Source organism: Cohnella sp. LGH, assembly GCF_017671885.1.
Lineage (GTDB): Bacteria > Bacillota > Bacilli > Paenibacillales > Paenibacillaceae > Cohnella > Cohnella phaseoli.
In genome coordinates this window covers 3,769,006-3,781,472 of the sequence record NZ_CP072117.1, presented here as the reverse complement: position 1 = coordinate 3,781,472, position 12,467 = coordinate 3,769,006, and the positions used below count along the sequence as shown (strand labels likewise).

Sequence of the window (12,467 nt, the reverse complement as noted above, 5' to 3'; positions counted from 1 at the left end):
AGCTGATGGATCAAGGTTTTGAACGGAATGGGATTATGAATACATGATCAAGCGGAAGGAAGGGGCAAGTATGAGCGAATTTAGTGAGAGCTATCATCTTTTTTCAACAGAACAGAACGATGGCGTTGAGTTGTTGAAGCGGGCCTGGCTTCGGGGGTATGTTTATCCGGCAAGCAACCATTGGGTGACTATTGCTCCGAAAGGAAAAATTTTCAAACCAAATAAACGGCTGATCAATAGTAATAAAGGCACATTAGTCCACCTAATTAATGCCGAAGATCATGGATGGTCAATTAGTGTCTACGATGGGAATAAAAGAGCTTTTCATTTTGAATGCGCCTGGGAAGAAGAGGTTGAAATAAACCAAGACGAATATAATAGAGAACGTATGGTTGAACTCATCAATCAAAATACTAATAAATTGTCGGTGGTAACACCGTTGGATATTACAAAGGTTTTTTATTTCTCGGATTTTGAGGAATTTTTTGAAAGGGATCCCGTGAATCAAATCGCAGGCTTTTTAAGGTTAGACAACTATAAGTGGGTATCTTATGAGTATGTTCAAGCAGAATATAAAGAAAATTCAAGTGAAGTGATAAACAAAGGGATAAAAATGGTTTGAGGAGGAGTAAAGCGTTGACCCCACCAAAGCATATTGTTTCGGCGGCTGCGATAGTAATAAATGAAAACAACGAAATATTACTGATCAAGGGGCCTAGAAGAGGCTGGGAAATGCCTGGCGGACAAGTAGAAGAAGGGGAATCATTAAGCGATGCAGCAATAAGAGAGACGAAAGAGGAAGCGGGAATTGACATTGAAATCATCAGATTCTGCGGTATTTTTCAAAATGTCGGAAATTCAATTTGTAACACACTCTTCTTGGGGAAGCCAATCGGCGGGGAGCTAATTCAGACACCGGAAAGCTTGGAGTCTGGATTTTTCCCGATTCAAGAGGCTCTAGAAAAAGTGGAGTGGAAAGATTTCAGGCAAAGAATAGAGTACTGTTTAAGACCTGAGATGCAACCTTTTTGCGTTGAGTTTAACGATAAGAAGAATATTTAAACAAGTCAGATGACAAAGTCCTAAAGCTCAAGCATCAAAAAATGGAGGGAACTGCTATCTTGAATGTAATATTAGTTATTTAGGAGGTTGGGTTTCCTTGAGTAAATGGTATTCGATACAATTGTTATTTAAAGCGGTAATCCATGAAGAATTAGTCAAACATGATTCAGAAACATATGAGGAACAGATATTCGTAATAATGGCCAATTCTAAAGATGAGGCTCATATAATTGCTGAAAATAAAGGTAAGGAAGAAGAGGTTAGCTATAAGAATCTATATAATGAAGAACTTACTTGGAAGTTTATTAAAGTAATTGATATTTTCGAAATTCTAGAGGAAGAACTAAAATCGGGAGTTGAAGTGTTTTCTAGATACTTGTTAGTACCGAAACCCTCAAGTACACCTGAAGTTCTAAAGCATTATTATCAAGAAGAATGATTAAATAATTAAAAAGGAGCAATTCATATCGAAACTATTATACAAGTAGTGATTGGTATAATCGTTCTTGTATATATTCTTAATCTAGCATCACTTGCAAAAATGGAATTAAAGACAGGTTACAAACTGCTGATTGCATTTGCGGAAGTGTTGATGATGCTAATAATTGCGGCGTCTTTCTTGACACTTATGTATATATTTCATTCAGAATCGCGTAGTTTGAGTGTAGTAGTAGGTCAAAGTTTTGCTCTCATTTTAAGTTTTATAGTAAATGGAATTATTATGATGACTTATAATATGATTTTTTTGAGTTCCAGAAGAAAAAGCAAAGAAGTAGTTTTTATGTCAGTTTTAGCGGTAACGATTCTTATTCATTTAATATTTTCATTTTCATTTGGATGGAAGACCGATCATAATGACGAGAAATATATAAGTTTCGTACAAGAACATGATCGGAAGCACAATTAATGTATTATAGGGAAATCACAGAACAAGAGCTGTAGCTACTTAATTTCGAAGATGAGTTCTCCCAAGAATGGGGTGTACGATGAAGAAAGAATCTCTTTTTATTTTCGCCATCTTTTTTGCTCTAATTGTTTTAACTAATACTCATCTACATTACTCTCTTGGAGATCTAATTTTTGAGTCAATTGGAATAGCGCCGTGGACTAGGGGAAATCAAAACGGATTTCATTTGCCTGTTATTCTGGGACTAATTATTCTTATTTCAGGAATCATTGGAAGCGTTAAATATTACAGCCCGAGATACCCTAAAATTCGAAGCCGAATTTATATTTGCTGTATCGCGTTTGTAATTCTTTACCCATTGGCGACTGAGAAGGCTATGTTTCTATTTAGGCATAATGCAGAAGGGATAAAGTCAATCGATTTATTGAAAAAGGATAGTCGGTGCAGCATGCAAACTACAGGCGATCAAATTATGGCTAATTGCTCTATTACGATATTTAATTATGGAAGTGCAGATCAATTAACCGTTAGACCCCTATTATTAGATTCGTCTGCGAACATCCAGTTTGAGAAGATGACCGTTTCAATAACCCCGCATGCTAAAGTCGGTTTTGGAGCCGTATTTTATGGAACTCAAAGAAATGAAACTGGTTATCAGGAAGCAGTAAATAGGTTTAAACTTGAATTGGAAGTGAATGGAACTAGCAAAATATTCGAATAGTTAAGCAGACTATATTGGCCTAAGTAAAGGAGAAGATCATGGGATCAAGAGTCATGCATTATTGCATAACATCATTGCTCGCTAAGGAGCTACAAATTGACGATGATCAGTTTCTACTGGGTGGGATAGCACCGGATGTTCATAAAAATATGAATGCACCTAAAAGTATTTCTCATTTTATAAGAGCAGATCGCGATGGAAAGTTTTTTGCTGATTACATTGGTTTCAGTGAAAAATATCTGAATCATATGAAAGATCCATTTTACTTAGGTTATTTTTACCATTTAATATCTGATGTTGTTTGGGTAGAAGAGATCTATAACAAGAAAATAAAGTGGCTGCCACAACCCGATAAAAAGGAAGCACAATTAATGTATTATAGGGATTTCTGGAGATTGAATGGCAAACTCATTGATTATTACTCATTAGAAATTATACCGTTGGCAGTTAAGTTAGTTGAGATTGAAGAAATCGATTATAGGTACCTCCCAGAATTGATGAAGAATTTGGAAGTCGATTTTGCAATGAAAGACGAAGCTAAGGAACAAGAGTTGGAGATTCTTAACTTCTCTGAAGTGATTGCCGTTCTTGAAAAAACTGTGAGGGAGTGTGTGGCAACTTCAAAGTGAATATAGGAATGGATTCCAAGTCGTGTCGGCTTCAATAGGCTTTGATGACAACATATACATTTTACTTATAGATGAAATTCCTGAAAGAATAAATGGGACTTCCGTTCAAAGCAACACAAAAAATGCTCACACCTATAAAGTGCTAACCGCAGGGGAAGACTTTGTCAGCGAATTATTACTATATAATCAGAGATTTAATTATCATTTTGTTCAGCCATTTCAAAACGACAAGTTGCTTTTAGCTGGGGCGAGAACAAGATTCTTCAATCAAGAAAAGTATGAGCTTAATGGGAAGTTATTTGATCTAGATGGGGTGTTGTTAAAAGAAATCCTATTGGTAGACGGTATTCAGAATCTTCAAGTTTCAAAGAACGGCACGATATGGACGGGGTATTTTGATGAAGGCGTATTCGGCAACTATGGTTGGGATTCTCCGATCGGCGCTGCAGGTTTGATTGCTTGGAATATCAACGGTGAACAAATTTTTAGGAATTCAAAAGCGGATATCTGCGACTGTTATGCATTAAACGTAATCTCAGATGATGATATCTGGTTCGTCTGGTTTTGTTAAATATGATAGTTATTTTTTATTTGATAAAGGATACGGTAAGCACGATTATTATTCGTTACTTAAAGCAGGATCATTTAAGGAACAATATTCTATAGAGTTTATTAACAAGGACGGGGATAAGATTGAGTCTAGTATTCGGGATTTTAGAGGCGACAAGCTGCTGCTAATCGATCATGCTCATGTTTATTTAGTTGGGCTAAAAGATATTATGAATACATTGAAAAGGGAGAATCTCTCTAAATGAGTAGAATAACAGATGATAGTTTAATAGAGGCAGACATCATTTCGCTGCAGTTAGCGATGGAATCGGGAGAATTAACATCCGAAGCTTGCGTTCGTTGGTATTTGGAGCGGATCGAACGGCTAAATCCGAAGCTGAAAGCGGTCCTGGAAGTCAATCCGGACGCGATCACGATCGCAGTGGCGCTTGACGCAGAGCGGCAGGAACGCGGAGTTCGCGGTCCGCTGCACGGCATTCCGATCTTGCTCAAGGACAATATCGATACAGGGGATCGCATGCATACGAGTGCCGGTTCGATCGCTCTTGCTGAACATTTCGCTCTGACGGATTCGGCAGTTGCTGCGCAACTAAGGGCGGCCGGCGCTGTGCTTCTCGGCAAGGCAAATATGACGGAATGGGCTAATTTCATGTCAGGTACGATGTGGGCGGGGTATTGCTCCAGGGGAGGTCTGACGCTTAACCCTTACGGTCCCGGAGAGTTGTTCGTGGGCGGCTCAAGTTCAGGCTCCGGCGTAGCGGTTGCAGCGAATCTGTGTACCGCAGCCATCGGCACAGAAACTTCGGGTTCGATCATCAGCCCAGCCTCGCAAAATAGTCTGGTCGGCCTGAAGCCGACGATTGGACTCATCAGTCGTACAGGCATCATTCCGATTACGCAAAGCCAAGATTCGGCTGGCCCGATGACGCGTACGGTTAAAGACGCCGCAATTTTGCTCGGAGCCATGACTGCTGTAGATCCGGAAGATACGGCCATGCAGGGGAATGGGCGAATAGCCTATACGGACTATACGCCCTTCTTAGACCCGGAAGGTTTGAAAGGCGCGAGGATTGGCATTCCGCGGCATTATTATAGTGGATTGGACGAAGCCCGTGCGGAGATTCTCGAGCGGGCAATCACTCTCTGCGAGGAACGCGGAGCGATCATTGTCGATCCGGTATCTTTGCCTTGCGAGAGTGCAGAGTGGGACTGGGACGTGATGCAGTACGAATTCAAAAAGGGTCTGAACGATTATCTTGCCAAAGCAGGGCCCGGCGCTTCGGTCCGGACGTTAGATGAACTCATTGCCTATAACGAAGCGAATCGTGACGTCGCGCTGAAATACGGGCAAGACACGCTGATCTGGTCGAATGAAACAAGCGGCACATTAACTGAACCGGCGTACGTCGAGAGTTTGCGTCTTAACCGTGAAATGTCCCGGGAGCAAGGCATTGATCACGCAATTGGCGAATATCGACTTGACGCGTTGCTGTTCCTGGGCAATGAGGATGGGCTCGATCTATCCGCGCGAGCTGGGTATCCTGTCATAACCGTACCAGGCGGGTATGCGGAGACAGGCATCATCGCAGAAGGCGGCTATACGACGAAAGGGCCGCAGGGGATCACCTTCGTCGGGACCGCCTACAGCGAGCCAACTCTTTTCCGACTTGCCTACGCCTATGAACAAGCGAGTAAGTACCGTTTTGCTCCTCTCGATCCGGTCTGAAAATTTACGTTATAGGAGGGGAGGGCTTGATAGGTCCGATTTTTCTTAGGGAAGGCTTAGTTGCCAAATTCAAAGATCATATTTCAAGCGTTCCTTATTGTATAGTAATTCACAATGCCAAACGGTACTCCGTTAGTGTAGAAAAAAAACTAGCAACAGAAGAGGTATCTTCAATCGTTAATCATTTTCTGAGTACAAGGTATCCTATTGTTTGTTCGGCAGGGAGCAAAAGCTCAATTCCTTTTTGGGACTATCATATTGCATTAACAGGTGGAAATAATGACGAGGACACCGTGAATACGGCAACTTTAGATGATATTTGGAGTGAGTACGATAACCCCAAACCAAAGGAACTAATGAAATGACTTATACCTTGTACCATTATTATGAAGCAGAACAGGGGCCATTTCGAAACCTCTCTAGTTTGTCGATTGAGGAAGCTAGCAAGGTATCTGAACAAATAAGACTTGAAGGTAGGTCTTTTGCAAGCCAACGATCAGAAGAATATATGACGATTAGAAGAGGATTGGAGGAAATCGCCCGAAATCAGTTTATTAATAAAGGCGGTAAGCCGAAAAATCGATTCCCTCATTATATGACTTTAGGGGAATGCAGATGGTTAGAGTCATGGTATAAGAACCCGAAAATGATTGCTATCGACTGGAATGAGTTTTTAGAAGACTCAATTAGTTTCACGTACGGTGATCTGTTTCCGACTATGAGATATCCAGATAATAAACCTTATCGGAGGAAGATCTTCACCAAAGCGGAAATCGTTACGTTAATAGCAGAATGGGGTTTGCCGCAGGAGTGGAACAAGGATGGAGAAAAAGGGCCGGAAAGGTATATTGAAGTTCAGATCTGGGACGAAGAAACAATTAATAGATTTTGGTGAGCCAGTGCAAATCTAGATTAAAGGAGCTTTGTTTTTGTGCCAACTAAATCACCAGATCAAATATTATACGAGATTGCCGAGGAACTTAAACTTAATTATGGGCTAATCGTCAGAAATGCTGAAGCTAATGACTTTGGATTCGCAAATCTGAAATGGAAGATTGATACGGATGCAGGTATATTCTTTGTAAAGCAATATAATTCAGAGAGATATACAGATGAATTATTAAGTCATGTCGAAGTGGCTCTAGGTCTACAAGACAGATTAAACAAGGAAGCAGGCATTCCTTGCCCAACGATACTCCCCCATAAAGGTTCGTATATTCAACGAACATCGTCCGGCGAACGATTCATGTTAACCGAATTTTGTCATGGCCATATGGTCGGCCCTGGTGAAGTGAATAAAGATCAGATGTATCATTTGGGCCAAGTGACTGGAAGGATGCACAGGTGGTTAAATGAGCATGCTCCACCGTCCTTGCATTTGCATTGGGTACCTGCTTCAAAGGAAAAGATGTTAACGCAATGGTTGACGAATTGGCATCAAGCGCATAGTGCTGGATCAGATAAATATATTGCAGCTCTTGAGCTTCAAAGAAAAATTGCGGAAAAAATAGATCTGGAAATGTTTCAATCTTGTGAGGAGGGCTGGGTTCACTGGGATCTCTTCGTAGACAATATCTTGTTTCGTTCCAATCATGTTTCTGCAATTTTAGATTTTGACCGAATGCATTTTATCTATCCTGAATTCGACATATCGCGAGCGATATTGTCAGGGACCATCTTGAATAATAAGATCAATTTGGAGTCTGCAAAGGCATTTGTTGATGGTTACCGTGAAAATGCTCCGCTACCTGTATCAAAGCTAGTTCGGTCAATCAAGTTAACTTGGTGGAAAGAATCGGCTTGGTTAAATATTAAATCTGAAGAGTTCAGAACTTTAAGGAGATTTGCGGAGGAGTTAATGTGGGTAGGTAACCATTGGTCGATACTTGAGGACATATTCAATGATTGATTTGAGAAAAATGGGTATAGCCATAACGTTATTGCATATACAAAACGCTCTGAAAGTTAATTAGCGGGTGGTCCGCTTCATCGTTTGGTGGAGATTCTCTATAAATAAAATTTAACGAATTCGGTGATACCTAATGCCACCTAAATCGGCACTTATCGAAAATGAAATTACGATTAAGTCTGTGCGCTGCTACTATAGATGGGTTTTCTCACATGGCGATTATTGTTGTTTTATTAAAGAATATGATGATAAAGATAATTTTAAACCGTATTTTGAAGATATACTCCACTTCGGACAGCAAAATTCAGATCTTAAAAAAATTTATTATTTTCTTAAAGTATTCAATAAAGATAAGGCAGAACTAATTAGGATACTAGCATCAAACATATATGGTCAAAACAATTGGTCAAATAATGATAGAAGACGAAATGGATTTAGTTTTATAAATTTGAAAAGACTTATGCAAGAAAGAGAAAAGTCGTAAATAACGCAGGGTTATATTATGAATGACTACAAACCCGGAGGAGGCTCAATGAACGATAATGTTCACGAATCATTCGGAAGACTGGCGCTGTCACTCCCTGCAATGATTGACGAGTTTTCAGAAACTTCTGTAATTCACTATGAGGAATTAGAGGGTACACTATGAGTAAGATTCAATTTTCAAGGACAATCTCAGGCTGAGGAGAACGTGGAAGAATCAAGTCACAATATAAGGAAGAGGAAAGTGCATGAGCGATATCACAACTATTTTTCTCACAAGACACGGTCAAACGGAGTGGAATATTCTAAAAAAATTTCAAGGTCATAATGACTCTGCTCTCACAGAACTGGGGATTAAACAAGCAAAGTGGCTGGGAGAAGCTCTTAGGGATGAAAAGATAGATTTGATTTATTCGAGTTCCAGCCTTCGGACTCTTAGAACAGCCGAATTATTAGCCGAAGGAAGAGACATTCCCATTGAAGCCTGTGATGAGTTGATGGAGCTCAATCTAGGGGTCTGGGAAGGTTTAAACCAAGAGGAAGCAAAGAATTCAGATCCTCTTCAGTTTTCTAATTTCTGGAATGATCCGAATAGCTTTAAAGTTCAAAAAAGCGAAACGTTCCAAGAGGTCTCAACGCGCGCAGTAAATAAATTACAACAAATTATAACCGAAAATTCAGGTAAGTCGATTTTGCTTGTCACTCACACAGTTGTCGTAAAGCTGATCATGGCTTATTTTGAAAAACGCGAGTTAAAAGATCTGTGGAACCCGCCGTATATTCATCCTACCTGTTTATGCAAGATTGAAATTAGCCAAGATCGGCACTCAATTATTCTGCACGGGGATATTACACACTATAAGGAAGAGGCGGTTGAGAGTTGAAAGCGGAAGTCCAAGAGCATTAAGATGAATGTGGATCGAATCTATAGATAAAAGTTTGTTATCTTCCTGATCGGTTTAATTGTTTTCACCTTATTTGGGTATTGTTGTAACATTCGATTGAGGTGATTAAGAATGAGAGCCGACTTTGGTAAAGTGGCGTCCGAATATGCAAAATATCGTGATCGTCTGCCTGCAATCCTATTTGAACAATTAGCTAACAAAGGATTCCGCTTCAAAGATCAGGACGTGATTGACCTTGGCTCGGGCAGTGGCATTTTCAGTAGAGATTTGAATAAGCACGGTGCCCGCGTCATCGGTATCGAGCCTTCAGATGAATTAATTAAAGAAGCAGTGAGGATTGATCAATCCTTAGGAATAAATAATATTAGCTATGTTCGAGCTCAAGCTGAAGATTTTACACTTTCGAGAACATATCCGATGTTCACAGCGGTTAGAGCGTGGCATTGGTTTCAGCGCATCAATGTTATTGAGAATATAAAAAGGTATTTGGAACCGCATGGGCATCTAATAGTCATTAACTCTGTTTTCAAACCGGATTCCGATATTGCTCAAAAAACATTTGAAGTGTTAATCAACAACGGCATCGAACTTAAGCCAGCTGGCTCCAACGCGGAGACTAAAGAGAGAAGAAACGGGTTTCCGGTGAACTGGTTTGATGAGTGGCAGAACCATTCATTCCATGTAGTAGGCGAATGGCAGCAAGATTACGAAGGCAAGTATTCTCACGAGGAATGGTGCGGGAAAATGAGATCCGTATCATGGTTAACAAACATAGATGAGAGCAAACGAATGAAGGTAACCAGAGAATTATTAAATAAATTATGTGATGACCATGAAATACTGAATGTTCCTCATCAATTTTCAATCGTGATTCTAAAATATGCTCTGCAGGACAAAACGGAGAGATAAATATGTCATTGAAGATTTCCAATAATATAAATGTAATAAACAAGGATTACGTCAGAAATAAGATGATAGAGTTTAATTTAATGCACTTCCCTGACGAGCTTAAAGGTCGATATTAAGAGTTAAATTTGCATTTAGTGAATGAGGATGGAGAAATATTGGGCGGTATCGTAGGGGAGTTTTGTTGGAATTGGCTGGAGGTTCAATATTTATTTGTTGATCCGGCGCATCGGAAATCAGGAAATGGAAAATCGCTTCTCAGGGAAGCCGAGAAAATGGCTCGAGATAAAAAGTGCGATTTTATTAAGCTGGATACATTAAGTTTTCAAGCATTGGATTTTTATCTTAAAGAAGGTTTTCAGATCTATGGAACAATTGAGAATGCCGGAGGGTATACTCATTATTATTTAAAGAAAGATTTATTGAAGTGAATGAACACTAAACAATTTTATGAGTGTTCGTCTGCCTTGGAGGGATTTCCTTTGAATTCAAAAATAATGAATGGAATAATTGGGCTTTGTATCGGTGATGCACTCGGCGTGCCCGTAGAATTCAGGTCGCGCGGAGCTCTGTCAGGACAACCGGTCTTAGACATGATCGGCTATGGAACGTACAACCAACCTCCTGGTACTTGGTCTGATGATAGTTCATTAACTTTTTGTTTAATGGACAGTATAGCCGAATGTAAGCGAATTGATTTGTTTGATATTGCCGACAAATTCAAAAAGTGGTTATGGGAAGGATATTGGACGCCGTATGGAGAGGTATTTGATGTCGGTATCGCCACAAAGCAAGCGATTGATAGGCTGAATCACGAGTTGATTAGGCCGGACTTCGCCGGTGGCCAAGATGAATACAGCAATGGAAATGGATCGTTAATGAGAATTCTGCCTCTAGCCTTTCTGCTGCGAAAAAGAAATGTTGAAGAACGTGTTTCGGCGATCACGCAGGTTTCGTCCATTACACATCGTCATATTATCTCGATCATTGCATGTGTTATTTATACAGAGGTTGCCATCAACTTAATCGACGGGCTGGATTTGAAAACCAGCATAAACGAGATGAAGCTAGTTGTTAATAGACATTTTTCCGGCCATAGTGAGATTGTTCAATTCGAAAGAATACTTAATGAAGACCTATCGGACATTAAAGTGAATGATATTCATTCCACAGGATATGTTGTGCACACTTTGGAAGCGAGCTTGTGGAGCTTACTGACGTCGGTCAGCTATAAAGAGGCGGTATTAAAGTCCATAAATTTAGGAGAAGATACCGATACAACAGGGGCCGTTACAGGGGGATTGGCGGGTCTGATTTATGGAATAGAGAGTATCCCTGATGAGTGGGTACAGCAGATTGCGCGAATCGATGAAATAGTTGAATTGTGCAGAAGATTTGAAAACAGTATTAACATTTAAATTTGAGAAAAATTTAGTATTCAGACAACCATCTTTATCTTATAGTTGAACTATTAAATTACGGAGGGATGAAAGTGCTAGATGCTTTTACAAAAAAGAGAATAGAAAAAGTACTGCAAAATTATATAGATAAAAAAATCCCGAAACATCTCAAAAATGAAGTTCAGATTCATTATAAATTTAGGGGCAAAACCGTCACGTTAAGCCAGGAGAGACCAGGTTATATGGGGAGGCGATTTGTATACCCAATTGCTCAACTCAGAAATGAAGAAGCATTGTGGAAGGTGTATTGGCAAGATAGTAAAAATAGATGGCATTTTGTCGATGATATTGAGCCGGATACGGACTTCGAAAAGCAATTAAAGGAAATTGATGAAAATGATATTTTTTGGGCCTAGGCGAGGATGGCAATGGCTTCTCATCACATGAAACGGGTCAGTACATAGGAAGCTCAGGAGCGGCAGTACCATAGCAGCCTATAAGGTTTGTCTAATCGTATGATTCAGATGAGTATCTATTATTCGTCTAATTATACGATTTTTCGTTTATAAGGAGAGCGCATTTTGAAAACATGGGTTATAATACCAAATAAAAGCTTGTGAACTAACGGCCATTAAGAGATTTTTGCAAAGCGAGGAACAGCTAGATGGTTAAAAATTTATTGATAGAAACGAAACGATTGATTATTCGCCCCTATAATGCGAATGATTTAGAACCTTCGTATCGGTTAATGCAGGACAAAGAGCTTTATCATTTTCTTGAATTCGATGATTCGATGTTCTTTCCTATGAGGAATATCAAGGCCTTTTTCAATGGCTGATGGAGAGTTACGAGGTAAGCTATGAAGGCGAATTTAAGTATTCATTTGCGATTATTTTGAAGGAAACGAATCAGGTTATCGGCTGGTGCGGGATTGGCACCGTTGATCTTAGTAAACCAGACAAGGAAGTGTATTACCTGATTGGACGGGATCATTGGGGTAAAGGGTATGCCTTCGAGGCCATGAAATCGTTTATCGCCTCGAAGAGGATCATTGAAAAACTAGGTTTTCGCTTCGAACATATTCTAAAGGATTTACCTCAAGAATTCAGTCATTGTAATGGCGAATGGTTTTACTCCATAGCAAGATAGGAGATGTCCATTGTTCGGCAGGAGATCTGCTTGCCAAATGGTAAAAAAATCAGTACCTTTATCCGGTCTAACCCGCAGGATTTTGTAACGATTGTAGAAT

Annotated in this window: 16 protein-coding genes and 1 pseudogene; all 17 read left to right on the top strand. The window is 39.8% G+C overall.

Going from position 1 to position 12,467, the window contains the following annotated elements:
* Positions 1-43: 43 nt before the first annotated feature.
* The 17 genes and pseudogenes from J4772_RS16145 to J4772_RS37560 all read left to right on the top strand — a co-directional run bounded on the left by J4772_RS16145 (position 44) and on the right by J4772_RS37560 (position 12,367).
* Positions 44-622: a hypothetical protein gene (locus J4772_RS16145; RefSeq protein ID WP_209076143.1), complete on the top strand. Its 579-nt coding sequence runs from the start codon at positions 44-46 to the stop codon at positions 620-622.
* 14 nt (positions 623-636) lie between these two features.
* Complete coding sequence (locus tag J4772_RS16140) at positions 637-1,062, top strand: NUDIX hydrolase (RefSeq protein ID WP_209076141.1); 426 nt, start codon at positions 637-639, stop codon at positions 1,060-1,062.
* Between the two features lie 97 nt (positions 1,063-1,159).
* Positions 1,160-1,501, top strand: a complete 342-nt coding sequence (locus J4772_RS16135) for a DUF4288 domain-containing protein (protein ID WP_181917503.1) — start codon at positions 1,160-1,162, stop codon at positions 1,499-1,501.
* A 547-nt stretch (positions 1,502-2,048) separates the two neighbouring features.
* Complete coding sequence (locus J4772_RS16130; protein WP_116059610.1) at positions 2,049-2,690, top strand: hypothetical protein; 642 nt, start codon at positions 2,049-2,051, stop codon at positions 2,688-2,690.
* A 38-nt stretch (positions 2,691-2,728) separates the two neighbouring features.
* Positions 2,729-3,319, top strand: a complete 591-nt coding sequence (locus J4772_RS16125) for a hypothetical protein (RefSeq protein WP_209076139.1) — start codon at positions 2,729-2,731, stop codon at positions 3,317-3,319.
* 22 nt (positions 3,320-3,341) lie between these two features.
* Complete coding sequence (locus J4772_RS16120) at positions 3,342-3,890, top strand: hypothetical protein (RefSeq protein WP_209076137.1); 549 nt, start codon at positions 3,342-3,344, stop codon at positions 3,888-3,890.
* 240 nt (positions 3,891-4,130) lie between these two features.
* Positions 4,131-5,615: an amidase family protein gene (locus tag J4772_RS16115; protein ID WP_209076135.1), complete on the top strand. Its 1,485-nt coding sequence runs from the start codon at positions 4,131-4,133 to the stop codon at positions 5,613-5,615.
* A 26-nt stretch (positions 5,616-5,641) separates the two neighbouring features.
* A complete protein-coding gene (locus J4772_RS16110; protein ID WP_209076133.1) occupies positions 5,642-5,980 on the top strand; it encodes a hypothetical protein in 339 nt (112 codons plus the stop codon).
* Positions 5,977-6,510, top strand: coding sequence for a hypothetical protein (locus J4772_RS16105; RefSeq protein WP_116059616.1), 534 nt, complete (start codon positions 5,977-5,979; stop codon positions 6,508-6,510). Before J4772_RS16110 ends, J4772_RS16105 begins: the two co-directional genes overlap by 4 nt.
* Before the next feature lie 36 nt (positions 6,511-6,546).
* Positions 6,547-7,524, top strand: coding sequence for a phosphotransferase (locus J4772_RS16100; protein ID WP_209076131.1), 978 nt, complete (start codon positions 6,547-6,549; stop codon positions 7,522-7,524).
* 133 nt (positions 7,525-7,657) lie between these two features.
* Entirely contained in the window at positions 7,658-8,008 is a 351-nt protein-coding gene (locus J4772_RS16095) for a hypothetical protein (protein ID WP_209076129.1), read from the top strand.
* A gap of 247 nt (positions 8,009-8,255) precedes the next feature.
* Entirely contained in the window at positions 8,256-8,891 is a 636-nt protein-coding gene (locus tag J4772_RS16090) for a histidine phosphatase family protein (protein ID WP_209076127.1), read from the top strand.
* A 132-nt stretch (positions 8,892-9,023) separates the two neighbouring features.
* The gene (locus tag J4772_RS16085) at positions 9,024-9,821 is read left to right on the top strand and encodes a class I SAM-dependent methyltransferase (protein WP_209076125.1); all 798 of its coding nucleotides are present in this window, start codon (positions 9,024-9,026) and stop codon (positions 9,819-9,821) included.
* Positions 9,822-9,823: 2 nt separating this feature from the next.
* Positions 9,824-10,249, top strand: a pseudogene (locus J4772_RS16080) (GNAT family N-acetyltransferase).
* Between the two features lie 51 nt (positions 10,250-10,300).
* Positions 10,301-11,236 (top strand): ADP-ribosylglycohydrolase family protein, encoded by a 936-nt coding sequence (locus J4772_RS16075; RefSeq protein ID WP_247741119.1) that lies wholly within the window; start codon positions 10,301-10,303, stop codon positions 11,234-11,236.
* Between the two features lie 74 nt (positions 11,237-11,310).
* Positions 11,311-11,634, top strand: coding sequence for a DUF3024 domain-containing protein (locus J4772_RS16070; RefSeq protein ID WP_247741118.1), 324 nt, complete (start codon positions 11,311-11,313; stop codon positions 11,632-11,634).
* 421 nt (positions 11,635-12,055) lie between these two features.
* Positions 12,056-12,367 carry a GNAT family N-acetyltransferase gene (locus tag J4772_RS37560; RefSeq protein WP_209076124.1) on the top strand — a complete coding sequence of 104 codons (312 nt, stop codon included), beginning with the start codon at positions 12,056-12,058 and terminating at the stop codon, positions 12,365-12,367.
* Positions 12,368-12,467: the final 100 nt, after the last annotated feature.

Bases quoted from the DNA above. Each gene is read 5' to 3' on its own strand.
- J4772_RS16125 (WP_209076139.1), top strand. From the start codon at position 2,729: ATGGGATCAAGAGTCATGCATTATTGCATAACATCATTGCTCGCTAAG.
- J4772_RS16085 (WP_209076125.1), top strand. From the start codon at position 9,024: ATGAGAGCCGACTTTGGTAAAGTGGCGTCCGAATATGCAAAATATCGT.
- J4772_RS37560 (WP_209076124.1), top strand. From the start codon at position 12,056: ATGGAGAGTTACGAGGTAAGCTATGAAGGCGAATTTAAGTATTCATTT.
- J4772_RS16115 (WP_209076135.1), top strand. From the start codon at position 4,131: ATGAGTAGAATAACAGATGATAGTTTAATAGAGGCAGACATCATTTCG.
- J4772_RS16095 (WP_209076129.1), top strand. From the start codon at position 7,658: ATGCCACCTAAATCGGCACTTATCGAAAATGAAATTACGATTAAGTCT.
- J4772_RS16090 (WP_209076127.1), top strand. From the start codon at position 8,256: ATGAGCGATATCACAACTATTTTTCTCACAAGACACGGTCAAACGGAG.
- J4772_RS16130 (WP_116059610.1), top strand. From the start codon at position 2,049: ATGAAGAAAGAATCTCTTTTTATTTTCGCCATCTTTTTTGCTCTAATT.
- J4772_RS16105 (WP_116059616.1), top strand. From the start codon at position 5,977: ATGACTTATACCTTGTACCATTATTATGAAGCAGAACAGGGGCCATTT.
- J4772_RS16145 (WP_209076143.1), top strand. From the start codon at position 44: ATGATCAAGCGGAAGGAAGGGGCAAGTATGAGCGAATTTAGTGAGAGC.